Origin of the sequence: Bacillus sp. FSL W7-1354 (assembly GCF_038002405.1) — a bacterium.
GTDB classification, from domain to species: Bacteria; Bacillota; Bacilli; order Bacillales; family Bacillaceae; genus Bacillus; species Bacillus paralicheniformis.
Map to the genome: position 1 here is coordinate 3,327,515 of NZ_JBBOCL010000001.1, position 23,283 is coordinate 3,350,797.

At 45.6% G+C, this 23,283-nt stretch carries 28 protein-coding genes; 11 read left to right on the top strand and 17 right to left on the bottom strand.

Annotated elements, in window-relative coordinates:
• The first annotated feature begins 163 nt into the window (after positions 1–163).
• Positions 164–361 (top strand): DUF2188 domain-containing protein, encoded by a 198-nt coding sequence (locus MKZ04_RS16825; protein WP_341046437.1) that lies wholly within the window; start codon positions 164–166, stop codon positions 359–361.
• A 33-nt stretch (positions 362–394) separates the two neighbouring features.
• Here the strand turns inward: MKZ04_RS16825 and MKZ04_RS16830 are convergent, their stop codons facing one another.
• Positions 395–622, bottom strand: a complete 228-nt coding sequence (locus tag MKZ04_RS16830; protein ID WP_371268723.1) for a hypothetical protein — start codon at positions 620–622, stop codon at positions 395–397.
• Between the two features lie 133 nt (positions 623–755).
• On the opposite strand from MKZ04_RS16830, the gene MKZ04_RS16835 reads away from it, so the two are divergent.
• The 7 genes from MKZ04_RS16835 (at position 756) to nagE (ending at position 7,294) form a co-directional block, all read left to right on the top strand.
• Complete coding sequence (locus MKZ04_RS16835; RefSeq protein ID WP_020453626.1) at positions 756–908, top strand: YycC family protein; 153 nt, start codon at positions 756–758, stop codon at positions 906–908.
• Between the two features lie 57 nt (positions 909–965).
• Positions 966–2,171 (top strand): CynX/NimT family MFS transporter, encoded by a 1,206-nt coding sequence (locus MKZ04_RS16840; RefSeq protein ID WP_020453627.1) that lies wholly within the window; start codon positions 966–968, stop codon positions 2,169–2,171.
• A 132-nt stretch (positions 2,172–2,303) separates the two neighbouring features.
• Positions 2,304–3,554, top strand: coding sequence for an N-acetylglucosamine-6-phosphate deacetylase (gene nagA / locus MKZ04_RS16845; RefSeq protein WP_341046440.1), 1,251 nt, complete (start codon positions 2,304–2,306; stop codon positions 3,552–3,554).
• Positions 3,551–4,297 (top strand): glucosamine-6-phosphate deaminase, encoded by a 747-nt coding sequence (gene nagB, locus MKZ04_RS16850; protein ID WP_341046441.1) that lies wholly within the window; start codon positions 3,551–3,553, stop codon positions 4,295–4,297. The genes nagA and nagB overlap by 4 nt, the downstream gene beginning before the upstream one ends.
• Positions 4,294–5,025, top strand: coding sequence for a GntR family transcriptional regulator (locus tag MKZ04_RS16855; RefSeq protein WP_020453630.1), 732 nt, complete (start codon positions 4,294–4,296; stop codon positions 5,023–5,025). Before nagB ends, MKZ04_RS16855 begins: the two co-directional genes overlap by 4 nt.
• Positions 5,022–5,918: an N-acetylmuramic acid 6-phosphate etherase gene (murQ, locus tag MKZ04_RS16860; protein WP_023856809.1), complete on the top strand. Its 897-nt coding sequence runs from the start codon at positions 5,022–5,024 to the stop codon at positions 5,916–5,918. The genes MKZ04_RS16855 and murQ overlap by 4 nt, the downstream gene beginning before the upstream one ends.
• Positions 5,919–5,920: 2 nt before the next feature.
• The gene (gene nagE, locus MKZ04_RS16865) at positions 5,921–7,294 is read left to right on the top strand and encodes an N-acetylglucosamine-specific PTS transporter subunit IIBC (protein WP_023856808.1); all 1,374 of its coding nucleotides are present in this window, start codon (positions 5,921–5,923) and stop codon (positions 7,292–7,294) included.
• A gap of 42 nt (positions 7,295–7,336) precedes the next feature.
• Here nagE and rplI read toward each other — a convergent pair whose 3' ends face one another.
• The 4 genes from rplI to MKZ04_RS16885 form a co-directional block, all read right to left on the bottom strand.
• Complete coding sequence (rplI, locus tag MKZ04_RS16870) at positions 7,337–7,786, bottom strand: 50S ribosomal protein L9 (RefSeq protein ID WP_341046443.1); 450 nt, start codon at positions 7,784–7,786, stop codon at positions 7,337–7,339.
• A complete protein-coding gene (locus tag MKZ04_RS16875; RefSeq protein ID WP_020453634.1) occupies positions 7,783–9,765 on the bottom strand; it encodes a DHH family phosphoesterase in 1,983 nt (660 codons plus the stop codon). Before MKZ04_RS16875 ends, rplI begins: the two co-directional genes overlap by 4 nt.
• A gap of 35 nt (positions 9,766–9,800) precedes the next feature.
• Positions 9,801–10,730, bottom strand: coding sequence for a YybS family protein (locus tag MKZ04_RS16880; protein WP_023856807.1), 930 nt, complete (start codon positions 10,728–10,730; stop codon positions 9,801–9,803).
• A 216-nt stretch (positions 10,731–10,946) separates the two neighbouring features.
• Entirely contained in the window at positions 10,947–11,087 is a 141-nt protein-coding gene (locus MKZ04_RS16885) for a hypothetical protein (RefSeq protein WP_020453636.1), read from the bottom strand.
• A gap of 159 nt (positions 11,088–11,246) precedes the next feature.
• Here MKZ04_RS16885 and MKZ04_RS16890 point away from each other — a divergent pair, with 159 nt between their 5' ends.
• Positions 11,247–11,723 (top strand): spore coat protein, encoded by a 477-nt coding sequence (locus MKZ04_RS16890; protein WP_079289480.1) that lies wholly within the window; start codon positions 11,247–11,249, stop codon positions 11,721–11,723.
• A 42-nt stretch (positions 11,724–11,765) separates the two neighbouring features.
• On the opposite strand, the gene MKZ04_RS16895 is transcribed toward MKZ04_RS16890, so the two are convergent.
• Entirely contained in the window at positions 11,766–12,185 is a 420-nt protein-coding gene (locus tag MKZ04_RS16895) for a universal stress protein (protein ID WP_020453638.1), read from the bottom strand.
• Between the two features lie 17 nt (positions 12,186–12,202).
• Positions 12,203–13,669, bottom strand: coding sequence for a SulP family inorganic anion transporter (locus MKZ04_RS16900; RefSeq protein WP_020453639.1), 1,467 nt, complete (start codon positions 13,667–13,669; stop codon positions 12,203–12,205).
• A 214-nt stretch (positions 13,670–13,883) separates the two neighbouring features.
• Between MKZ04_RS16900 and MKZ04_RS16905 the strand changes: the two genes are divergently transcribed.
• Positions 13,884–15,185, top strand: a complete 1,302-nt coding sequence (locus MKZ04_RS16905) for an MFS transporter (protein WP_023856804.1) — start codon at positions 13,884–13,886, stop codon at positions 15,183–15,185.
• Positions 15,186–15,262: 77 nt separating this feature from the next.
• Here the strand turns inward: MKZ04_RS16905 and rpsR are convergent, their stop codons facing one another.
• The 6 genes from rpsR to MKZ04_RS16935 all read right to left on the bottom strand — a co-directional run bounded on the left by rpsR (position 15,263) and on the right by MKZ04_RS16935 (position 19,103).
• Complete coding sequence (gene rpsR / locus MKZ04_RS16910; RefSeq protein WP_003178022.1) at positions 15,263–15,502, bottom strand: 30S ribosomal protein S18; 240 nt, start codon at positions 15,500–15,502, stop codon at positions 15,263–15,265.
• A gap of 51 nt (positions 15,503–15,553) precedes the next feature.
• The gene (gene ssbA, locus MKZ04_RS16915; RefSeq protein ID WP_003178024.1) at positions 15,554–16,066 is read right to left on the bottom strand and encodes a single-stranded DNA-binding protein SsbA; all 513 of its coding nucleotides are present in this window, start codon (positions 16,064–16,066) and stop codon (positions 15,554–15,556) included.
• Positions 16,067–16,112: 46 nt separating this feature from the next.
• The gene (rpsF, locus tag MKZ04_RS16920) at positions 16,113–16,400 is read right to left on the bottom strand and encodes a 30S ribosomal protein S6 (protein WP_020453642.1); all 288 of its coding nucleotides are present in this window, start codon (positions 16,398–16,400) and stop codon (positions 16,113–16,115) included.
• Between the two features lie 113 nt (positions 16,401–16,513).
• On the bottom strand, positions 16,514–17,614 hold the full coding sequence (ychF, locus tag MKZ04_RS16925) for a redox-regulated ATPase YchF (protein WP_026580414.1): 1,101 nt from the start codon (positions 17,612–17,614) through the stop codon (positions 16,514–16,516).
• 181 nt (positions 17,615–17,795) lie between these two features.
• A complete protein-coding gene (locus tag MKZ04_RS16930; RefSeq protein ID WP_011201785.1) occupies positions 17,796–18,002 on the bottom strand; it encodes a DUF951 domain-containing protein in 207 nt (68 codons plus the stop codon).
• Between the two features lie 87 nt (positions 18,003–18,089).
• Positions 18,090–19,103, bottom strand: coding sequence for a YkvI family membrane protein (locus MKZ04_RS16935; RefSeq protein WP_023856802.1), 1,014 nt, complete (start codon positions 19,101–19,103; stop codon positions 18,090–18,092).
• 303 nt (positions 19,104–19,406) lie between these two features.
• Here MKZ04_RS16935 and yyaC point away from each other — a divergent pair, with 303 nt between their 5' ends.
• Complete coding sequence (gene yyaC, locus MKZ04_RS16940; RefSeq protein WP_020453645.1) at positions 19,407–20,024, top strand: spore protease YyaC; 618 nt, start codon at positions 19,407–19,409, stop codon at positions 20,022–20,024.
• A 36-nt stretch (positions 20,025–20,060) separates the two neighbouring features.
• Here the strand turns inward: yyaC and MKZ04_RS16945 are convergent, their stop codons facing one another.
• The 4 genes from MKZ04_RS16945 to MKZ04_RS16960 form a co-directional block, all read right to left on the bottom strand.
• A complete protein-coding gene (locus MKZ04_RS16945; protein WP_096748443.1) occupies positions 20,061–20,909 on the bottom strand; it encodes a ParB/RepB/Spo0J family partition protein in 849 nt (282 codons plus the stop codon).
• Positions 20,902–21,663: a sporulation initiation inhibitor protein Soj gene (gene soj, locus MKZ04_RS16950; RefSeq protein WP_020453647.1), complete on the bottom strand. Its 762-nt coding sequence runs from the start codon at positions 21,661–21,663 to the stop codon at positions 20,902–20,904. Before soj ends, MKZ04_RS16945 begins: the two co-directional genes overlap by 8 nt.
• Before the next feature lie 242 nt (positions 21,664–21,905).
• Positions 21,906–22,349 carry a carboxymuconolactone decarboxylase family protein gene (locus MKZ04_RS16955; RefSeq protein WP_020453648.1) on the bottom strand — a complete coding sequence of 148 codons (444 nt, stop codon included), beginning with the start codon at positions 22,347–22,349 and terminating at the stop codon, positions 21,906–21,908.
• 66 nt (positions 22,350–22,415) lie between these two features.
• Positions 22,416–23,273 carry an RNA polymerase sigma-70 factor gene (locus tag MKZ04_RS16960; protein WP_341046449.1) on the bottom strand — a complete coding sequence of 286 codons (858 nt, stop codon included), beginning with the start codon at positions 23,271–23,273 and terminating at the stop codon, positions 22,416–22,418.
• Positions 23,274–23,283 lie beyond the last annotated feature (10 nt).

Sequence of the window (23,283 nt, forward strand, 5' to 3'; positions counted from 1 at the left end):
TTAAAAATAATCCAACGTCTATTTTACCATTTTTACAGAAAAAAAGTAGACTCGCTTTTTGTAGAAATATTTTCATAGAAAGGGAGAACGGCAATGAGGATGTTTGCTCCCCTGATTTATCCGGGAAAACAAATCAATAACATGTTTGGGGAGGTTGTTTTTCATGAAGGTCTATACGGTGACACAAAATGCCGAGACGGACGGATGGTTTTTGAAACTGGAAGATACGGCGCCTGTTGAGCTTTATGACACAAGGACAGAGGCCGTAGAAAAAGGAGAAGAGATGGCGAAAGAGAATCGTCCTGCGAAGCTTGTCATCTATGACCGGCAGGACAACAAAGAAGACGAACGGTCTTATTAAACACCTCGGCCGAGGTGTTTTTTTATTCCACTATTAATCCAGCCGGCTGTTCCAATTGTTTTTCAAAAGCATGCTGACCATCAAATCGGTCGCATGTTGGTACAAATCCCATTCTTCATAGGCCGCAAATTTCATCCGCAGCGTTTGCAGCACATTGCGCATATCTTTGTATTCTTCAAATGTGTAAAGCCCTTTCGCTCTGATCTGCTGTTCATACAATTTCTTTTTCAGCACAGATAATGTCGAATTCAAGACGATCACCTCCTCTTTATTTATATCGCTTTTTTCTTTTTCTTCCAACTCACTTGTCATATGATGTTACAATATATATCGGAGTCAATATTCACTGTTGCGTACTCTGTACGCTGGGGTACAATATAAAATGGAGGACTTTATGAAACCTTTACAAATATCTGCCGAAACGGCGCAAAAACTTTCGGAAAGCTTAAATCTTCCTCTTGAACAAATCATGCATATGCCGCAGCATATCCTGCTTGCGAAAATTGCCGAAATTCAGAAGCAAGATCAAAAAAGTAACCTTGGATGATGTTCCGGGTTTCTTTTTCATGTCACTTTTCCACCTGAAAGCAAAGGAGAATACAGCATGCATTACATTGACGCTCGACGCCCCCGTTTGAACAATATCTTATTGATTGCAGGAATCATATTTATCGCTTTTAATTTAAGACCGGCTATTACATCTGTCGGGCCATTGATCAGTTCGATCCGCTCGGATATGGATTTGACGAACGGCATGGCCGGCTTCTTGACGACGCTGCCGCTGTTATCTTTCGCCGTCCTGTCCCCCATCGCCCCTAAGCTCGGACAGAAGCTGGGCAATGAGAGAACCCTCTGGGTCGGATTGGTCATCTTATTGATCGGGATTTTGCTGCGCTCTTACGGAGAAGCTTTCACACTATTTGCGGGAACCGCATTGATCGGAGTCGGCATCGCCATCTCCAATGTGCTCTTGCCCAGCCTGATCAAACATAAATTTCCTGACAAAGCGGGAATTATGACAAGTTACTATACGACAGCCATGTCGATTTTTGCGGCGCTCGCTTCAGGGATCAGCATTCCGCTGTCGCACGGTTTAGCGTGGGGATGGAGCGCATCGCTTATGGTCTGGGCCGGTCTCGCGTTTGTTGCGATTTTGATCTGGGTTCCCCAGCTCCGCTATCATGATACGGGAAACCGTACGGTCAGCTTAAAGACGGACGGCCAAACGGTCTGGCGCTCGAAAATCGCCTGGCAGGTCACATTCTTTATGGGCATACAGTCGTTCTTGTTTTACTGCACGATCGCCTGGCTGCCTGAAATTCTCCGTTCGCATGGGATGAGCATGTCGCTTGCCGGCTGGATGCTGTCGCTGATGCAGTTTGCCAGCCTCCCGTCGACATTTTTGACTCCGGTTCTTGCCGGGCGGTTCCGAAACCAAAAAAGCATCGTGCTGGCCCTTGGCATCCTATACTTGGCGGGGATGTCAGGGCTATTGTACGGAGGCAATACAGCGATGCTGACGCTGTGGGTCATTTTAATCGGAATCGGACAAGGATCCAGCATCAGTTTAGCCTTGACTTTAATCGGGCTGAGAAGCGAAAATGCCGATCAAGCAGCGGCATTATCAGGAATGTCGCAATCAGCCGGATATTTGCTGGCAGCGATTGGTCCAAGCTTTGTCGGTTTTCTTTACGATCACATGCACTCATGGAACGGACCGATTTTACTGTTCATCGGCGCGCTGGTCGCTTTAATCGGTGCAGGACTCGGTGCGGGAAGAAATCAATATATTTATGCTAAAGCAGCATAACGAAGCCGGCAGATAAGCCGGCTTTTTTTTTGGAACATAACCTGACAACACAGCGGCTAAATGAAGTGTGATGCTGTATGATCAGATTTGACAAAAATAATTCTCTTAATGGTCTAGACAACTAGAGTTGTAATGTTCTATACTGATGATAACGTTTTCAAGAAAGGACTTTTGACTGTGAAAACCAACCCATCCCAACGCTATATGTTTAAACATCTTCATATTTACAGTGAAAATGGAATGATAGAAGACGGATTTCTTCTGACGAACGGGGAAAAAATCGAGGCTTACGGACCAATGACTGATATTCCCGCTTCCGCCGCAACAGCAGAACAACTGACATTGCCGGAGAACTTCAAAGTGCTGCCGGGCATGATTGATGTTCATATTCACGGAGCAAACGGAGCAGATGTCATGGACGGAACAGCCGAGGCTTTGGAAACAATGGCCGAAGCCCTGCCGAAAGAAGGAACGACAAGCTTCCTGGCGACGACAATGACCCAGGATAAGGCCACGATCGAGCATGCGCTGGCAAACGTTCACCGCTATAAGGAAGCCGGCGGCCAGCCCGGGACCGCCGAAGTATTAGGCGTTCACTTAGAAGGCCCTTTTATTTCAAAGAAACGGTGCGGCGCCCAGCCGCCGGATGATATTATCCCGCCGGATCTTTCGTTATTTAAAGAATGGCAGCGCATCTCCGGGAATAACATTAAATTAGTCACACTTGCGCCAGAGCTGGAAGGGTCTTTGGAACTAATTTCCTTTTTGAAAGAAACAGGTGTCACGGCTTCCGCCGGCCACTCCGACGCCGGACTCAAAGAAATGGCAGACGGGATTAAGGCCGGCATCTCCCATGTCACCCATTTGTTCAACGGCATGCGGGGGCTGCACCATCGCGAGCCGGGGACGGCCGGAAGCGCCCTTCTGCATGATGAACTGAAGGCCGAAGTCATAGCCGACGGCATTCATGTTCACCCTGCGGTCGTCAAGCTGGCATTTCAGCAAAAACAGAAAGAAGGCATCATTTTAATTACGGATGCCATGCGCGCAAAATGCTTAAAAAATGGAACCTATACATTAGGCGGACAGGAGGTGTTCGTGAAAGGCGAAAAAGCCGTCTTAGAGGATGGTACGCTTGCCGGCAGCATCTTGAAGATGAACCAGGCTGCTCTGAACATGATGGATTTTACAGGATGTTCACTCGAAGATATCGTGTACATGACAGCGGTCAATCCCGCCAAGCAGCTTCATGTGTTTGACCGAAAAGGCAGCATACGAAGCGGGAAAGATGCCGATTTGATCATTTTAAATGAAAAAAATGAAGTTGTGATGACGCTTTGCAAAGGCGTGATTGCTTTCAGCAAAAGGGAGGTTTCACCATGAAAATCATTGAAGCTAAAGATTATCAGGACATGAGCCAAACGGCCGCCCGACTCATCATCGAGAAAGTAAACCGCTTATCTGCGCCTGTTCTCGGCCTTGCAACCGGAGGAACGCCTCTCGGCACATATCAGGTTTTAAGGGAAGATCATGCGCATAACAAAACGACTTACAAGCACGTCTATACCGTTAACTTAGACGAGTATGTCGGCGTTTCTCCGGATCATGAAAACAGCTATACATTCTATATGAAAAAACAGCTTTTCGATCACATTGACATTCCGCTCAGCCATACCCATCTTCCGGACGGAATGGCTTGTGACCTGGACGCTGAATGCAGCCGCTATGAAGCGCTGATCGAGGGGCTTGGAGGCATTGATCTCCAAGTGCTCGGCCTCGGCTTGAACGGCCACATCGGATTTAACGAACCGGGCACCCCATTTTCATCGAAAACGCATACAGTCGAACTGACACAATCAACGAAAGAAGCCAATGCCCGTTATTTTGATTCTTATGACGCCGTCCCGTCGCAAGCCATAACGATGGGCATTTCCACGATCATGAAAAGCAAGCAGATTCTGCTGCTCGTTTCAGGAGAGAAAAAAGCGGGCATCCTGGCGAAGCTTCTTAGTGAAGAACCAAATGAAGACACGCCCGCTTCTGTCTTAAAAACACACCAGAACGTCGTCATCATAGCGGACAGCGATGCTTTATCAATCGTGAAAGAAAGGGGTATGGCCTTTTGATCAAAAAAGATTCCCACATTCCGATTTACTATCAGATTGAGACCGAGATTAAAAAGCTTGCCGAAACAAAAGATTTGAAGCCCGGCGACCTCATTCCTTCTGAAAGAGAGTTTGCAGAAAAATATGAGGTAAGCAGGATGACCGTCCGGCAGGCAGTCAACAATCTCGTCAATGAAGGCATCCTCGTCCGACAGCGGGGAAAAGGAACATTTATTGCCGAGCCTAAAATTGAGCAGCCTCTCAAAGGATTGACAAGCTTTTCCGAGGACATGAAATCAAGAGGCATGAGACCCGGCACAAAAATGCTCGGCTTCGGCGTCATCCCGTGTGACCAGAGCACAGCGCGCAAACTGGAGATACATGAAGGGGCTTCCGTCTATGAAGTCAAACGAATCCGTCTCGCCGATGACATCCCGATGGCTTATGAAATCTCCTATTTGCCCGCCGACCTTATCAACGGCCTGACAGAAGACATTATGAGCGCATCTTTGTATGACTATGTCGAAAATACGCTCTCCCTTACGATTGACCGAGCCGCACAAACACTCGAGCCGGCGATTGCCTCTCCGGCAGAGAGCGAGCCCCTCGACATCGAGGAAGGCGCACCCGTCCTGCTCATCGAACGTTTGAGCTATTTGGACGACGGCAGACCGTTTGAAGTAGTCAAATCCGTTTACAGAGGCGACCGCTATAAATTCGTCATCGATATGAAGAGGGAAGAACAATGAAGAAGACAGAGGACACGAACGACAAAAGCAAAGCACTTGATGAAATGAATGCTTTAGATATCGTCACCTTGATGAATGAGGAAGACTATACAGTCCCTCGCGCCATTACGCCCTGCCTTCCCCTGATCGCTGAGGCGGCGGATACGATTGTCAGCCGTTTTAAGCAAGGCGGAAGAGTGTTTACAGCTGGCGCCGGCACAAGCGGCAGAATCGCAGTCCTTGATGCCACAGAACTCTCGCCGACATTCTCTATTGACGAAAGCCGTTGGACCGGCCTGATCGCAGGCGGATATGACGCGATGTGGACGCCTCTTGAAGAAAATGAAGATGACCATGAAAAAATCGTCGCCGAACTGAAAGCGCAATCATTCTCGGAAGATGACGTCTTAATCGGCGTCACAGCGAGCGGCTCGACACCTTATGTCCTTGGCGCATTATCCTATGCCAAACAGCTCGGAGCCGCGTCTGTTTCGATTAGCTGCAACGCGGATACAGAAGCGGGCAAATTAAGCGATATCGCAATTGAGGTGCAAACAGGACCGGAAATTATCCGCGGTTCAACGCGGCTGAAAGCAGGAACCGCTCAGAAGATGATCTTGAACATGCTGTCAACAGCTGCAATGGCGAGGCTTGGCCGCGTCTACCAAAACGAGATGGTGAATATGAGACTGCTCAATCAAAAATTGGCCGGGCGAGCTGTCACCATTCTGATGAATACCACCGGATTATCACAGAATGAGGCCCAGCAAGCTTTAAAAGAAAGCGGCAATGACATCAAGGCAGCGATCTTTATGGTGTTGACAAACGGAACACTTGAAGATGCCCGCCGCTGTTTATCCCATGAAAATGGACATTTGAAAAAAGCGATTCAATATTACCGAAAGGGGTTTTAACTATGTTGGGATTTCTTCAAAATATTGGCCGCGCGCTCATGCTGCCGATTGCCGTTCTTCCTGCTGCAGGCCTCCTGCTCGCCTTGGGAAGAGAAGACCTGTTAAACATTCCGTTTATCGCCGCTTCAGGACAATCGATTCTTGACCAACTGCCGATCATCTTTGCGATAGGCGTTGCAATCGGTTTGTCAAAGGATGGCCACGGGGCCGCCGCACTATCCGGAGCCATCGGTTATTTTGTCCTGACAGGCGGCTTAGCAGCCATCAATGAGAACCTGAACATGGGCGTTCTCGGTGGAATTATTTCAGGTGTAGTCGCCGCCGTCATGTATAACCGCTTTAAAGATGCAAAACTGCCTGACTGGCTCGGGTTTTTCGGCGGAAAACGAAGCGTTCCGATTATGACAGCCTTCTGTTCCATTATTCTTGCAGGGATTTTCGGCTTCGTCTGGATTTACGCACAGCAGGCCATTGACGCCATTGGCGGCTGGATTATCCATGCTGGGGCATTGGGAGTCGGCATATTCGGTCTTTTAAACAGACTGCTCCTGCCGCTCGGCCTTCATCACATTTTAAACAATATGGTTTGGATGGTCTTTGGAGAATTTGCAGGCAAAACGGGTGACATGAACCGGTTCTTTGCCGGAGATCCAAGCGCCGGCGCCTTTATGACAGGGTTCTTCCCGATCATGATGTTCGGTCTTCCTGCGGCATGTCTGGCAATGATCGCGGCCGCGAAAAAGCATCGCCGCAAAGCAACGGCCGGATTGCTGATCGGATTGGCGTTCACATCATTTTTAACAGGTATCACGGAGCCGATTGAGTTCACATTCATGTTTTTATCGCCGCTTCTCTTCGGTATTCACGCCTTGTTAACCGCAAGCGCCATGACCGTGACCAATATGCTCGGTATCCACCACGGCTTTACCTTTTCAGCCGGGACGATCGACTACCTTTTAAACTTTGGAATCGCCACAAAGCCGCTGCTTTTGCTGCCGCTCGGTCTTGTATACGGCATTATTTATTTCATCATCTTTTATTTCCTTATTACGAAGCTCAATTTGAAAACGCCTGGACGAGAGGAGGACGATGACCAGGAAAACACACCTGTCAGCCCTGACACAGGATCGTCCAAATACGATACCCTTGCGGACAAATACATCGAAGCGCTTGGAGGAAAAGAAAACATCGAGACGCTGAACAATTGTGTAACCCGCCTCCGTCTCAAGGTCCGCGATGCTTCTAAACTGGATGAAAGTGCGATGAAAGCCATGGGAGCGAAAGGATTCGTGAAGCTCAATCAGCACGATGTACAGGTGATCATCGGTACAGACGTTGAATTCTTGGCCAATGAAATGAGAAAACGCACAGAATAAAAGATAAGCCCCTTCTGCACTGCATGAAGGGGCTTTGTTATTTTATGATTGCTCTTTCACGTGAACTTTCAGTGTTGCTTGTACTTCTGGATGGAGTTTCACGGGAACATTTGTATATCCCAATGAGCGAATCGCATCGTTTAATTCGATTTTACGTTTGTCGATTTTTAACTGATGGCTTTTTTGCAGCGCATCCGCGATTTGTTTGCTTGTCACGGAGCCGAATAGACGGCCGCCTTCTCCGGACTTGGCTGAAAGTTCCACCGTGATGTCCTCAAGTTGTTTTTTCAGCTCTTTCGCATGTTTCAGTTCTTCAGCGGCTTCTTTCTTCTCTTTTTTCTTCTGGCCTTCAAGCGCGCTGATATTGGATGATGTCGCTTCAACAGCCAGCCCTCTTTTGATCAAAAAGTTGTGCGCGTATCCATCCGCTACATTTTTCACTTCGCCTTTTTTCCCTTTGCCTTTAACATCCTGTAAGAAAATTACCTTCATTTCTGAATGCCTCCTTCGAAATACTCGTCAATCGCTTCTTTCAGTCGGCGGAGCGTTTCTTCAACCGTGATATCGGTCAGCTGTGTCGCGGCATTGGTTAAATGACCGCCGCCCTCGAGCGCTTCCATGATGATTTGAACATTCACTTCGCCGAGCGATCTCGCACTGATGCATACCGTATTCTCGTCTCTTCTCGCCACAGCAAATGACGCTTCGACATCGCTCATGGACAGAAGAGAATCCGCGGCTTGCGCAATGATAACCTGGTCAAAATATTCGTCCGCTTCATCGTCCGGCAGCGATGCGATGGCGATGCCGTTTTGATAGAAAACGGTATGTTGAATGAGCTTCGCCCTTTTAATATAATGATCGGCGGTTTCTTTTAAAAACTTTTGCACCAATACGGTGTCAGCTCCTTTTGCCCGCAAATATGACGCCGCATCGAACGTACGGGAGCCGGTGCGCAGCGAGAAGCTCTTCGTATCGACAATAATCCCGGCCAAAAGGGCTGTTGCTTCGATCATGTTAATTTTTAAACGCTTCGGCTGGTATTCGAGCAGCTCTGTCACAAGCTCCGCTGTAGATGAAGCGTACGGCTCCATATAGACGAGCAGCGGGTCTTTAATAAACTCTTCCCCTCTTCTATGATGATCGATAACGACGATATTTTCAATTTTATTGACCAGCCTTTCTTCAATGACAAAGGAAGGCTTATGTGTATCAACGATCACGAGCAGCGTGTCGTCTTTCGCAATCTCAAGCGCCTCTTCCGGCGTAATAAACCTGGACCACAGTTCTTCGTATTTTTTAATTTCCCCGATCAGTCTTTGAACGCTTGAACCGATCTGATTGGAGTCGATCACGACAAAACCGTCTTTGCCGTTTGCTTGAGCGACCTTCAAAATCCCGATGGCTGATCCGATCGAATCCATATCGGGAAACTTATGACCCATGATAATCACATTGCTGCTTTCAGAGACAATCTCCTTGAGAGCGTGTGAAATGACCCGGGCTCTGACGCGCGTCCGTTTTTCCATCGGATTCGTCTTGCCGCCGTAAAACTTCACTTTCCCGTTCGGCTGCTTGATTGCCACCTGATCTCCTCCGCGTCCCAGCGCCAGGTCAAGGCTGGATTGCGCCAAGTCGCCAAGCTCTTTCAATGATGCAACAGATGCACCGATTCCGATGCTTAACGTCAAGGAGATCGTATGAACGGATGTCTTCTCCCGAACTTCATCAAGGATCGAAAACTTTGATGCTTCAAGCTCGCTTAAAATATGTTCGTTTAATACTCCGATAAACCGCTCAGAGGAAACCCGTTTTAAGAAAATGCCGTACTCTTGGGCCCACTGGTTCAAAAGCGATGTCACTTCACTGTTTATCGAGCTTCTTGTCTGGTCATCAAGCCCTTGTGTCACATCATCGTAATTATCGAGAAAGATGTAGGCAAGGACCGTTCTTTCATTTTCGTATTGTCTCTCAATCTGCGTCTGCTCTGTGACATCGAAGAAATAAAGCAGCTTTTCTTCCCGTTTGATGACCACATTAAATTTCCGCTCATTCAGCGTAATCGTTTCTGTGTCCACTTCCTGCTTAATCAAAGGGACGACAGATTCACAAGTATCATAAAGCGACCGGCCGACGAGCGTATTTTCATTAAAGCATGACGCCATAAAAGGATTGGCCCACTCGATATAGTACTGATCGTTAAACAGCATGATCCCGATCGGCATTTCGAGCAGCGCCTCTTCCCCGACTTTTTTCAGACGGTAAGACAGCGTCGATATATAATCGTCCAGCTCTTTTCTGATTTGGGAGTCCGCCCGTCTCAAAAAGTACAAGATGACACCCAGAATCAGAACGCCGGCCGCTCCTGCCACCCAATTAAAATAAATGTTGATGAGGACAGAAATGATTGTGACGACGATTAAAGAATATATGGGGTATCGAAATAACGGTTTTTCATAAAAACTTGGCACTCAAATCAACTCCTCACCATTGGAGAACATCGTGGCTACGATTTTTTTACTCTTTCTCTCAAGTTAAAGCCTATGTCAATTATACCTAAGATGCGAACAAGGTACATCAGGGGCGAAAACAACCCGATAATTAAAAAAAGAACCGGCAGGACAGTTGGCAGTTTCTTGGCATGGCAAAAGTAAAACACAAATGAAAACCCTTGAATGATCAAGACAAAGCCCATGATGAGACTCGCATTTAGCAGAATGGAGTAATATATGCTGCCCTCTTCAACGGGAGCCAGCGACAGAAGAATCGTCAATAAATAGATCCAAATCATGCTTTGCGGAAGCCTCATATCCCTGAACGGTTTCAAAGACGGTATTTGGATGATCCGCCGAAGCACCGGCTTGGCGAGCAGGTGATTCAAAAATGCGGTGATTCCGGAAAATATCACAATGGCTGTCGGATATAAATATTGCGCCTGTTTGAATTGTTCATTCAGCAATTCGATCTGTTTAGCCGCTTCTTTATCATTTCCAAACTGTTTGATACTTGATTCAAAGGTTTTGATTGTTTCATTATATGCTTGATTGGCCGTCTCTATTAAGTTTAACCCGAGAAACTGAATGCTGATGAAAAGCAGCAGCACGATCGAAATCATGTATGTAACAGCTGATGCAGCAATCGCTTGGGCTGGCTCTTTTCTTCTGTAGAAAAAGCCCATGATCACACCCGCAGCACTTACTGGAATAGCAAACATCAGCCCGCCTAAGGAACCGGCAATCAACGAAACGGGTAAACTGACCAACCCTACCGAAATCCCGGGCTTTAGACCGTGCCTGATTGTTTGAACCATGGCAGGCAGCGGCAGCGTCAATAAAAGAATGGTTCCGATAAAAGGCATATAGAGGCTGATCATCAGCAAAACGGCAAAAATACTGACCATGATAGCGCCTTCTACTAAAGCTCTTGTTTGTTTCACTTGTTCACCTCGTATGTTTAAATGTCATGAATCAAAAAGAGCAGCATAGACGACTGCTCTTTTCTAACGCCGAAAATTTCATTTTCAAATAAAGACGATGAGATGAGCAGGTCTCGGCCTTCTCTCATTGTTTCTTTATTCTAACATAAGGTCAAATCGCAAGTAAAACGATCATAAGGCTTGAGAAAACGAGTAAATGTTCCATGTGAAACACTGTCAGTCGAGAAACCCCGACTTCTCTTTATTTTTCTTTCTCGCTTTTCTGATCAACAACAATATAATCAAAATTGCGATCAGAAGCGTCACGCGAAGCCCGCCGCTCAAGAATAGAAAAAAGTCCTTCAACACATCCAACACATTGATCACCTCTCATTGTTGTCACTTAGATGCAAAAATCCCGTATTATTTGATTTCCCCTTTCCAAAACGGTCTAAAACGTCCCTCCGATTCTTCTATTAACCTTTTGACTGCAATGGGCATATGCTGACTAAGAAAAAGCAATAAAGGAGAATCTGCATGACAACAAAAACATTGGCTTGGCATGAAACGATGGAGTTGCATGAACTGATCGCGGCCCAGTCTGTCGGATTGGTCAAGATCAAAAAAAGCATGAAAAAAATCAGCGATCCTCAGTTAAGACAGCTTTACAGTGTTTCAGCGAAGGCATTGGAGCAAAATTTAAGGGAGCTTCTTCCCTTTTTGCCAAAAACCCCGGCATTTCATCGGGAGGAAGAACGGGCCGACCTGTACTTTGATGCGGGTGATCTGTTGGTATTGGCGAAAACGACCGTTCGAAACTATGCGATTGCGATCACGGAAACGGCGACGCCTGAACTCAGGAGAGTGTTTGTTAAACAAATCAATGCGGCTATTAAATTGCATGAGCAAATTTTTTATTTTATGTACCAAAAAGGCTTATATCCCGCCTATAATCTCGTTGACCTGCTAAAAGGCGACGCCTTGCACGCGCAAAAAGCGATATCGATGAGATAAAAAAGCCAGCAAGGATAGGATCCTTACTGGCTCTCTTTTAGGCTATTTTACAATTAAAACCGGACACTTCACTCTTTTCGCCACTTTATGGCTGACACTTCCCAGCACCATTTCCTGCAAAGTGTTCAGCCCCCTGCTTCCGATAATCACGATATCAACATCATGATGGTTGGCGTACGATACTATCGTCGGGCCCGGCTCCCCGTGCTGCATCGTCATTTGATAGGGAACGGCCGATTGTTTTAATTTATTTTCTATCGACAGCAGCCTGCTGCGCCGTTCACGTTCGAGTTCTGCACGGTTTTCGCTATGCAGAACTTCATGTTTTGCTTTCGCATAATCCAATACATAAATAACGTCAACGACCGCCTGCTTTGACATGGAAGCCAAATGAATCGCATGATCGGCCGCTCTTTCAGAATGCTTTGAGCCGTCAGCAGCCAGCAATATATTTCTATACACCCTTCATCACCCGTTTCTTAGTGATTTGACACTGAACGATGAGGCTGATCATAAGTTGCCAGTTTTTCGACCAGCTTCCAGCTGGACTCATTTAAACCAATCAAGTCAACGTCTATTCCCTGATCTTTCATTTTCAAAACGACTTTATCGATAGCCGCCACAGCGGAATCATCCCATATATGGGCCTCTGAAAAATCAAGAATGACCTTTTTCGTTTGCTCATCCGTTTTAAAAGACTTTACGAAATCTTGAACAGATGCAAAGAAAACTTGTCCTTTGATGATGTACTTGATCGCATGTTCTTCTGACGTTTCTTCAATCTTCAATTTAGAAATTTTCGCCACGAAGAAGATCGCGCTCAAAATAACGCCGGCGAAAACCCCTTTTGATAAATCGTGGGTCGCCACAACGGTAATAACGGTCACAAGCATGACAATGGAATCCGTTAGCGGCACCTTTCTTAACATGCTGAACGAAGACCAGTCAAACGTACCGATCGATACCATAATCATCACACCGGCTAAGGCCGCCATCGGAATCTGTACGACCCAGTCGCCCAGCACCATGATCAAAAACATTAAGAAAACGCCGGCAACCAAAGTGGACAAGCGGCCTCTTCCTCCTGATTTCACATTGATCACAGACTGGCCGATCATCGCGCATCCCGCCATGCCTCCGAAAAACCCGGCGACAATGTTGGCGATGCCCTGTCCGCGGCTTTCCTTGTTTTTATCGCTTTCCGTATCCGTCATATCATCAACAATAGAAGAGGTTAATAATGACTCAAGCAAGCCGACGATGGAAAGCGCAAAGGCTGTTGGAAAAATAATGGCCAACGTCTCAAAATTGAAAGGAATATTGGGGATCATAAAAGCAGGCAATGATTGCTTTATTTCTCCCAAATCACCGACAGTGCGCAAATCAAAATGGCCAAAAATAGCAAATGCAGTCATCGCAATAATAGCAACAAGTGCAGATGGAACGGCTTTTGTAAAGCGGGGAAGAACATAGATAATCAACAACGTAATCCCGACCACAACATACGTCATATTCGAAACTCCAACAAAATGAGGAACCTGCGCCATAAAGATTAAAATGGCGAGCGCATTTACGAAACCTACCATAACCGACCGCGGAATAAATTTCATAAAGCGCGCAATCTTCAGCACCCCAAATATCAATTGGATGATTCCCGTTAAAATCGTAGCAGCAAATAAATAATCAAGCCCGTGATCCCTGACCAAAGATCCCATCAAAAGAGCCATCGCCCCGGTCGCGGCTGATATCATCGCCGGACGGCCGCCCGTAAAGGAAATGACAACAGCAATACAAAAAGATGCGTACAAACCGACCATCGGGTCTACACCCGCAATGATGGAAAACGCTATGGCTTCAGGAATGAGAGCAAGCGCTACGACGATACCCGAAAGGATATCCCCCCGTACATTAGAAAACCATTCGCTATTTAATTGTTTAACATTCAAAGATTCAACACCTCGTTCGTAATCATTTGCTTCTAACTCTCATAGAAGCCATCTGTTTTTAACATGTTTCACTTTAGCAGACCTGTATCAAAATGTCTATATGGTTTTTTTTCCGCGGCCGTTTACTCCCCGCAATCCCGTGGAAATGAACACGAAGAAATTAAGAATGTAATTTTGAAAAGAGTCCAATCTAATCATTAGAGGAGGTTTCAATATGGCGCAAGAGCTGGAAAAACGACCGGGGCATACAAGATGGTATATTTCTTCTTTATTAAGCAGCATGATCATTTTAAATTACTTTGACCGTGTTGCTATTTCAGTCGCGGCTCCTGCGATACAGGATTCCTTTCAATTGACGGCAACCCAATTAGGCATTGTCTTTTCCATCTATACCTATTCATACACGCTGATGCAGATTCCGGTCGGGAGTCTCTTGGACAAGTACGGCGTTGCCTGGGTAACAAGGGTCGGAATGACCGTATGGAGTTTTCTAACCATTATATTGGCTTTTTTACAGGGGAAATTGCTTCTTTATATTGTCAGATTTTTAATCGGGCTGACGAGTGCTTCAGCATTTCCTGCCGCTTCCAAAGCCACGGCCTTATGGTTTCCGCAAAATGAGCGCGGTCTTGCCAATTCCCTGTTCGACTCAGCGGCCAAGTTCGCAAATGTCATCGGTGCGCCTCTCGTTGCCTTTTTAGTCACGACATTTGACTGGCGAGCCGCTTTTTTAACGATTGGAATCATCAATGTACTATTTACCGTATTTTTCTGGATGTACTATGAACAACCCGATCGGCACAAACGAATCTCAAAAGAGGAGCTCCATTACATTCAAAAGCATAATGCCGTATCAGAGGAAGACATCTCGGAACGGACGCTCATTGCTTTAAAAGCAATGCTTGCAAACCGCAAAGCATGGGGGCTGATGATCGGATTCACGGGTTATGGCTATACATTCAACCTGCTCTTAACCTGGCTCCCGACTTTCTTTAAAGAAACATACGGAATGGATATTATGTCATCGGGGCTGTTTACTGCGGTTCCCTGGCTGATATCGACGATTTCCGGAATCGTTGTGGGCGGATGGCTCGTCGATTTTTTAATTCAAAAGGGGCATTCGAATACAAAAGTATACCAGACCATCATCGCAATCGGCATGAGCCTTGGATTTGCCTTTTTGGGAGCTGTCTTCACGCACAACATCACGATCGCGATCATCTGCATTTCCGTCGGCTTAGCCGGAATATCTGCGACTGCGCCCGTTGGCTGGTCGATATCAGCTGATATTGCACCGGCTGGTTCCATCTCTCTGCTTAGCTCAATGGTCAATTTGGCAAATAACTTATTCGGAGGGATTATCGCGGTTTCTTTAACGGGTTATCTGGTCGATGTGACCGGTTCATTTACGCTCAGCTTTCTAGTAGCCGGGTTTGTTTTACTGCTTGGACTCGTGTTCTACCTTGCAGTCCTCGGCGACATCAAACGGATACAGATTGACAAGCAGGAAACCTGAATGCTGCAGGAAACGACCCGGTTTTTGATGAATAAAAAAAGAACAAGACCGTATTGGGTCTTGTTCCTTTTATCGGCTTACTCGCCTGCTACGTATGGAAGTAAAGCCATTTGACGAGCGCGTTTGATTGCAACAGTCAATTTACGTTGGTATTTCGCGCTTGTTCCTGTTACACGGCGTGGTAAGATTTTACCGCGCTCAGAGATAAATTTTCTAAGAAGATCTACATCTTTGTAGTCGATGTGCGTAATGCCGTTAGAAGTGAAATAACACACTTTACGGCGTTTCGCACGACCGCCTCTGCGTCCTCCTGCCATCGTTATTTCCCTCCTTTCTATTCTGGTTTTGTTTTATTCGTCCGTCATCCATTAAAATGGCAAGTCGTCATCAGAGATGTCAATCGGCTTTCCATCGTTTGCGAATGGATCGTCATTGAAGCTGTTGCCTTGATTGCGATTCTGATTGTTTTGACTGCCGCCGAATGGAGCCGGTTCATTCTGTCCGCCGCCAAAGTGTTGGCCTCCCTGGCCTCCGCTGTAACCGCCTGAACCAGAACCGCCGCCTTTAGGCTCCAGAAATTGAACACTTTCAGCTTGAACTTCCGTAACGTATACACGCTGTCCTTGCTGATTTTCATAGCTGCGCGTTTGCAAACGTCCATCTACACCCGCAAGACTTCCCTTTTTAAGGAAATTCGCAACGTTTTCGGCTTGTCTTCTCCAGACAACACAGTTGATGAAATCAGCTTCACGTTCACCCTGCTGATTCGTAAACGTACGATTGACAGCAAGCGTAAAGGTGGCAACAGCTGCACCGCTTGGAGTATAACGAAGCTCTGGGTCCTTTGTCAGTCTGCCGACTAAAACAACTCGGTTAAGCATATTGAGAGACCATCCTTTTGCTTTAGAGTATATAATTCAATTCTGTTTATTCTTCTTCTTTAACCACGATGTGGCGAATGATGTCATCACTGATTTTAGCTAAACGGTCAAATTCTTGAACTGCTTCAGCTCCAGCTTGAACGTTTAAGATTTGGTAGAATCCGTCGCGGAAATCGTTGATTTCGTACGCAAGACGGCGTTTTCCCCAATCTTTTGTTTCAGTGACCTCCGCACCGTTAGTTGTTAAAATGTTGTTAAAACGCTCAACAACAGCCTTTTTAGACTCTTCATCAACGTCTGGGCGGATGATGTACATGATTTCGTACTTTCTCATTTGTATTTGCACCTCCTTTTGGACTAAGCGGCCCATTATATTGGGCAAGGAGCAATAATCCTATTACTCACAATTTTATATTATATCAAAGCTCTTGTCCTATTTCAACCGCGTTATACATTAAAACGGAAATGAATGACATCGCCGTCTTTCACAATGTATTCTTTCCCTTCAAGGCGGACTTTTCCGGCCTCTTTTGCTGAGGCCATGCTTCCCGCCTCCAGCAGATCGTCGTAAGCGACCGTTTCCGCACGGATAAATCCGCGTTCAAAGTCTGTATGGATGATGCCCGCACATTCAGGGGCTTTCATTCCTTTTTTAAATGTCCAGGCTCTGACTTCCTGTTCTCCCGCTGTAAAATAAGTGGCTAGTCCAAGGAGGGAGTAAGACGCTTTAATCAGCTGATCCAGACCGGATTCTTCGATGCCGAGTTCTTCAAGGAACATCGCCTTCTCTTCGCCTTCAAGCTCTGCGATTTCGGACTCAATTTTGGCGCAGACGACGATGACTTCCGCGTTTTCAGCAGCAGCAAATTCCCGGACCTTCTGGACGTACTCGTTTCCTGAAGGATCAGCCACTTCATCCTCGCTGACATTCGCTACATATAAGACAGGTTTTGTCGTCAGCAGATGAAGCTGCTTCAACACCTTTTGCTGCTCTTCCGAGAACTCGACAGAACGGGCCGGCTTTTCCTGTTCAAATGCCTCTTTTAACTTTGTCAAAATCTCAAATTCAAACACGGCTTCTTTGTCTTTTTGCTTGGCCATCTTTCCGACCCGGCCGATCCGCTTCTCAACGGTTTCAAGGTCAGCCAGTATCAGCTCAAGGTTGATCGTCTCGATATCCGAAATCGGGTCTACTTTCCCGGACACGTGCGTGATATTGTCGTCGGCAAAACAGCGGACAACATGGCAGATTGCGTCCACTTGGCGGATGTGGGACAGGAACTTGTTTCCGAGCCCTTCTCCTTTTGATGCTCCTTTTACAATGCCGGCGATATCGGTGAATTCAAATGCGGTAGGGACCGTCTTCTTCGGATTGACGAGTTCAGTCAGCTTTTGCAGACGCTCATCAGGAACCTCTACGATTCCGACGTTTGGATCAATCGTACAAAACGGGTAGTTGGCCGATTCTGCCCCGGCCTGAGTAATTGCATTAAATAAGGTTGATTTCCCAACGTTAGGCAAACCAACAATCCCAGCTGTTAAAGCCATTGTTTCATCTCCTCTATAATGAACATCCATGTGTAGTCGTAAATGTTAAACCTGCAACAATTATAAGGATGATTACAGTAAAAGACAAGCTGACAAAACTTGCTTTTCACTCATACAAACTAGGTGAAAATTCATTTTTCGTTGAGATCGAAAAAAAAAGCATGAGGGGGGTCCGCTAAGATTAAGATTCGGACTCCTCATGCTTAACTAATATCTTTTTCAGCTTTCTTTGAAACTCTTTACGCGGGATCATGACACTGTGTGAACAGCCTTCGCACTTAATCCGGATATCCATTCCCATCCGAATGATCTTCCAGCGGTTCGTCCCGCAAGGATGCGGCTTTTTCATTTCGACCACGTCATTCAGGCCAAATTCTTTATCGGCCAACATCGTTCACCTCTTTGCTTCCTTGTTGTGATCTTATTGTACAAAAAACCACAGCGAAAGAGCAATTCTTCATAACCATAAATATATTTATTTCCATTTACTTAAAATTGGATAAAGCAAAATATTTACCAATAAATACAAATTTAATAACCCGTAAATTGGATATAAAAAAGCGATTAAATTTGAAAAGCCGATTGATGTAAAAGGCACCATGATCGACAGGAGCAGGAGGACGATTACCCATCTCGGCCAGTTCACAAGTGACAGAAAGCGGCTGGACAGCCCGAGAATGCTTGAGATCGTCGTTGTGTAGATCGCGACGCAAAGAACAGCCGTCATAAAAATAAAAATCGGAAAAGGCGCGCCCTCCAAAACCGCGAATAAAGGAATTTCATAATGGGCCAGTTCACCGGCAAGCTCTACAAGGGTCTCATTGTACATGTATGAAATAGCGCCAAACACCAGGCCGCTTAATATGCTGGCAATCTTCGCTTCTCCGACTCCCTTCATCTCTTTGCCGACCGCAGACAATACAGCGACAACAGATAATATGTTCAGCGAAGTGAATGCGATCCCGGCAGGCCAGTTGTATTGATGAGTCAAATTGAGCAGCCACGGCTGATGATGAGCGGTTTGAAAAGAAATCAGCGCATACAACAGCCCAGCCACCAAAATCGGGATTAAGTAGCTGTTAACGGACAATATGCCATTAAGCCCCCAGAAAAACAACAACCCTGTGCATAAACAAAATAAGATGACGCCCGTCCAAAACGGGATATGGAAGATTTGCAGCGTTACCCCGCCTCCTGCAATCATCACAATCGTCGTTGTAAACAAATACAGGATAATCAACACATCGTATACTTTAGCCAGCAGCGGACCGATTAATGTTTCGAGCACAGGCAGAAAATGCTCTGATTTTTGTTCGTAGCTGATCTTCATCACAATATAGGTTGACAGGCTGAACATGATCGTAAACAACAGGATAGCCAGTCCGCTTTCATCACCAAAAAACTGCCATATTTCCTGGCCGGACGCATATCCCGCACCTATTAAGCTTCCTAAAATAAGAAGCATCCACTTCATCCCGGCTCTCCACACGATTTGCTCACCCCAGCAATATAGTTTTTAAGCTTGTTTCTCCGCTCATGACACTATATTGCCGGTCCTCTATAAAAATTCATGAAACCCCTTTCGACTTTTCTCATTCAAATGAATAAATTATATCAATATAATAAAGTGAATTATCATATCTTCTTTTAGTAAATTATTTTTTTCGGCTGACCAAATCGTTTCATCCAAAGCATAAAAAAAGAGACAGCTGGATATACTGTAAACAACCATTCATACTCGAAAAATACACCAAGGCACTGCTGTTACCATGATGACAAGGATGTGAAGCCTATGAATCGAAAAGGCGGAATTTTTTCTCAAGAACCAATAAATGAATATATTTCTCATTCGGATCCGCTAGCTGTGAAACAAATAGAGAAAGTTCTTTCCGTCTATTTAAAGGAAGCCGAAGACCGGCCCATCGTGATCGTTTGCATCGGTACAGACCGCTCCACCGGAGATTCGCTCGGTCCCCTCGTAGGAATGAAACTCTCCGCAAAACAGCTGACACGTTTTCATGTCTATGGAACACTTGCCGACCCGGTTCACGCCGTAAACTTAAATGAAAAGATTGATCATATTCATCAGCAGCATCAAAATCCATTTATAATCGCGATCGATGCCTGTCTTGGACGAACCAAAAGCGTGGGATCTTTTCAAATCGGCAAAGGACCTTTGAAGCCGGGAGCAGGCGTTCAGAAAAGCTTGCCTGAAGTCGGCCACGTGCATATTAACGGAATTGTCAATGTCAGCGGCTTTATGGAGTATTTTGTCCTGCAAAATACAAGGCTCAACCTTGTCATGAGCATGGCAAATGTGCTTGCTGACGGGTTGTCGCATCTGGAGAAAGCAGGGTGGCAGCGACGCCATGTGTCACCAATTCAAAAAATGACCGGAAGGATGTCATAAAAAAACCATCTGTACATGATCAGATGGTTTTTAAGCTTATGCGTCTTCTTGGGCCAGCAATTCGAGAATACGCTCCAAGTCTTCATTTGAGTAAAATTCGATTTCGATTCTGCCTTTTTTCTTTTGCTTTTTAATGGTCACCGGTGTTCCAAAATAGTTTTGCAAGTACGACTCTCGTTCTTTGATTACTGCATCTTTTACTTGTTTCGGCTTCTTTGTTTCACGTGGAACATCAGCATTCAACTGTTGAATTAACTTTTCAAGCTGGCGAACGTTCAGCTGTTCGGACACGACCTTTTGAACAAGCGGCTCAAGCTTTTTCTTGTTTTTCAATCCAAGCAATGTTCGGCCATGGCCCATCGATAACGTGCCGTTGTCGATTAACTTTTGAACGTCTTCAGGTAGTGTCAGCAGCCGTAAGTGGTTGGCGATGTGAGGCCTGCTTTTTCCAAGCCTTTTTGCCAGCTGTTCCTGGGTCATATCGAGATGTTTGAGCAAAGATTCATAGGCTTTTGCTTCTTCAAGCGGAGACAGGTCTTCTCGTTGAAGATTTTCCAATAGGGCAATCTCCATCATCAGGGATTCCGACAGCTCGCGCACAATCGCAGGAATGGTTTCCAATCCGGCTTTTTCAGCAGCCCGGTAGCGGCGTTCTCCGGCTACAATATCATAGCCTTTAATTGACTTTCTGACGATGATGGGCTGCAAAACACCGTGTTGCAAAATGGACTCCTTCAAATCTTTTAACGATTGGTCATCAAACGTTTTTCTTGGCTGATAAGGGTTGGGCCGCAAGTCTTGCAGCTTAATTTCCTCAACCGTTTCTTCGGATAAATCAACATTTGAAAACAATGCATTAATCCCTTTTCCGAGACCTTTAGGCATTCGCAGCCACTTCCTTTGCTAATTCTAAATAGACTTCCGCTCCTCTGGAACGCGGATCATATAAAATGATCGGCTTTCCATGGCTCGGCGCTTCACTGAGCCGGACATTCCGTGGGATAACGGTTTGGTATACTTTATCGCGGAAGTACTTTTTCACTTCTTCGATGACCTGTATGCCTAAATTCGTTCTTGCATCAAGCATTGTCAGCAATACACCGTCTATCATCAGATCCGTATTTAAATGTTTTTGTACGAGCCGGACAGAGTTGAGCAGCTGGCTCAGCCCTTCCAGCGCATAATATTCGCACTGAACCGGAATCACGACGGAATCGGACGCCGTAAGCGCATTGATTGTAAGCAGCCCTAATGACGGCGGACAGTCAATAATCATGAAATCATAGTTTTGTTTAACAGATTCCAAAGCCCTTTTCAGCCGGACTTCACGGGAAATGGTCGGAACGAGTTCAATTTCCGCCCCCGCAAGCTGAATCGTTGCAGGAATGACATCCAAGTTTTCTACGGATGTTGTTTTGATGACATCTTTTACATCTGCATCATCTACTAATATATCGTACACACATTGATCAACATCAGCCTTTTCAACGCCGATACCGCTTGTTGCGTTTCCTTGCGGGTCTATGTCGACTAACAAAACCCTTTTCCCGATGTAAGCTAAACAAGCTCCCAGGTTAACAGAGGTTGTCGTTTTACCAACGCCACCTTTTTGGTTTGTGATCGCAATAATTTTCCCCACAATGTCACCTACTTTCACATTGAACAAGTTTCTCTCATTTCTCTATTTTAACAAAAAAAGAATCGGCCGTTTGCTTTTTTTGAATTTTTGTTTTTTCAAAGAGATCCGTTTTTTCTATTTTTCGACATAAAGAAACCATTTTTTTATCTCAGAAAAAAGAGAAGAGATATTCAAGTGAAATGAAAGATAGTTTTATTATTATATTAATATAAAAAAATCCCCCTGTCTTAGGGGGATTTCAATCAATCTGCTGCGGGCATTTTCCGGGTAGCGATGGCAATTCTGTTCCAGGCATTTATTGTGATGGCTGCCATGATCAGTTCGGCTGTTTCAGCTTCTGTAAAATGGGTCCTGACTTCGTTGTATACTTCATCCGGCAGCCCGTGCTCGCCGATTCGCGTAACGGCTTCAGTCAGCGCCAATACCGCCCGCTCTTTTTCCGTGAAAAAAGGCGCTTCCCGCCATGCATTGAGCGCATATATCCGCTGTTCCGTCTCACCGTTCTGCCTTGCATCTTTCGTATGCATATTTAAGCAGAAAGCACATCCGTTCAGCTGTGAAGCCCGGATTTTGATCAGTTCCTTTAAAATGGGATCAATGTTTGAGGAAGCCTGCGCTTTTTCAAGCTCCAGCATTCCTCTGTAGCCCTTAGGGTTTACTTTTTCCATTTGAAATCTCGTTTCCATGTCTATTCCTCCTTTAAGTGTTTCACTTATATAACAAGTGAGGAACGACGTTTGTGACAGAAAACGTTATATTTTAATGTTCTTCAGTTTATCGGGGTTTGACACGATAAACACATTTTTGACGAAATCACCTTCCGGGTTCCAAGCAAAGCAAACAGCGTAAGCCGGGCGGTTGTTTTTCATGATCAAAACGCCCTTTTGGCCATTGATATCGACAGGCATAAAGCGACCGGAAAAGCTTCCCTTTGAAACAACTCCCGTAAATAAAGCATAAATGCGGCTCTTTCCATAGATCGGTCTCAACGCGCTGCGTACTTTTCCACCGCCATCTGTATACAATACGGCATCTTCAATCAATGTTTTGGAAAACTCCTCAAAGTCACCGGTTTTCGCTGATTCGATAAAAAGCCGGGCCAGTTGCTGTTCTTCAACCGGCTGTGATAATACCGAAATATCCCCATTTAGCTTCTGTTTCAGCCGGCTGTGGATTTTACGGCAGTTCGCTTCAGACTTCCCGATTATGGACGATATTTCCTTATAGTGATATCCAAATACTTCTCTAAACAACAAAACGGCTCTTTCCACAGGATTTAATCGGCTCATAACTACCAGAAAAGCGTAGGAAACCTTTTCTTTTTCTTCAACGTATTCCGCCGGACTTTGAGCTGAAAGTGCCACCTGCGGTTCCGGAAGCCATTCCCCGATATATACCTCTCGCTTCTTGCGGGCAGACTGCAGTTCATTTATGCAGCGGTTTGTGATAGATTTCGTCAAATATGCTTGAATATGGTCAATTTGACTGATATCTTTTTCCTGAAGGTCTGCGAACAATTCCTGGACGATGTCCTCTGCATCTTGCAAAGAACCGAGCATACGGTAAGCAATTGAAAAAAGCAATGAATGATATTGTCGATAATATTCCATAGATGCTCCC

Coding starts and splice junctions, on each gene's coding strand:
- MKZ04_RS16955 (WP_020453648.1), bottom strand. CDS start 22,349: ATGGAAACGAGATTTCAAATGGAAAAAGTAAACCCTAAGGGCTACAGA.
- MKZ04_RS16840 (WP_020453627.1), top strand. CDS start 966: ATGCATTACATTGACGCTCGACGCCCCCGTTTGAACAATATCTTATTG.
- nagE (WP_023856808.1), top strand. CDS start 5,921: ATGTTGGGATTTCTTCAAAATATTGGCCGCGCGCTCATGCTGCCGATT.
- nagA (WP_341046440.1), top strand. CDS start 2,304: ATGTTCTATACTGATGATAACGTTTTCAAGAAAGGACTTTTGACTGTG.
- MKZ04_RS16835 (WP_020453626.1), top strand. CDS start 756: ATGAAACCTTTACAAATATCTGCCGAAACGGCGCAAAAACTTTCGGAA.
- ychF (WP_026580414.1), bottom strand. CDS start 17,614: ATGGCTTTAACAGCTGGGATTGTTGGTTTGCCTAACGTTGGGAAATCA.
- rpsR (WP_003178022.1), bottom strand. CDS start 15,502: ATGGCAGGAGGACGCAGAGGCGGTCGTGCGAAACGCCGTAAAGTGTGT.
- murQ (WP_023856809.1), top strand. CDS start 5,022: ATGAAGAAGACAGAGGACACGAACGACAAAAGCAAAGCACTTGATGAA.
- nagB (WP_341046441.1), top strand. CDS start 3,551: ATGAAAATCATTGAAGCTAAAGATTATCAGGACATGAGCCAAACGGCC.
- MKZ04_RS16890 (WP_079289480.1), top strand. CDS start 11,247: ATGACAACAAAAACATTGGCTTGGCATGAAACGATGGAGTTGCATGAA.
- yyaC (WP_020453645.1), top strand. CDS start 19,407: ATGAATCGAAAAGGCGGAATTTTTTCTCAAGAACCAATAAATGAATAT.
- MKZ04_RS16945 (WP_096748443.1), bottom strand. CDS start 20,909: ATGCCTAAAGGTCTCGGAAAAGGGATTAATGCATTGTTTTCAAATGTT.
- rplI (WP_341046443.1), bottom strand. CDS start 7,786: ATGAAGGTAATTTTCTTACAGGATGTTAAAGGCAAAGGGAAAAAAGGC.
- MKZ04_RS16960 (WP_341046449.1), bottom strand. CDS start 23,273: ATGGAATATTATCGACAATATCATTCATTGCTTTTTTCAATTGCTTAC.
- MKZ04_RS16825 (WP_341046437.1), top strand. CDS start 164: ATGAAGGTCTATACGGTGACACAAAATGCCGAGACGGACGGATGGTTT.
- ssbA (WP_003178024.1), bottom strand. CDS start 16,066: ATGCTTAACCGAGTTGTTTTAGTCGGCAGACTGACAAAGGACCCAGAG.
- rpsF (WP_020453642.1), bottom strand. CDS start 16,400: ATGAGAAAGTACGAAATCATGTACATCATCCGCCCAGACGTTGATGAA.
- MKZ04_RS16905 (WP_023856804.1), top strand. CDS start 13,884: ATGGCGCAAGAGCTGGAAAAACGACCGGGGCATACAAGATGGTATATT.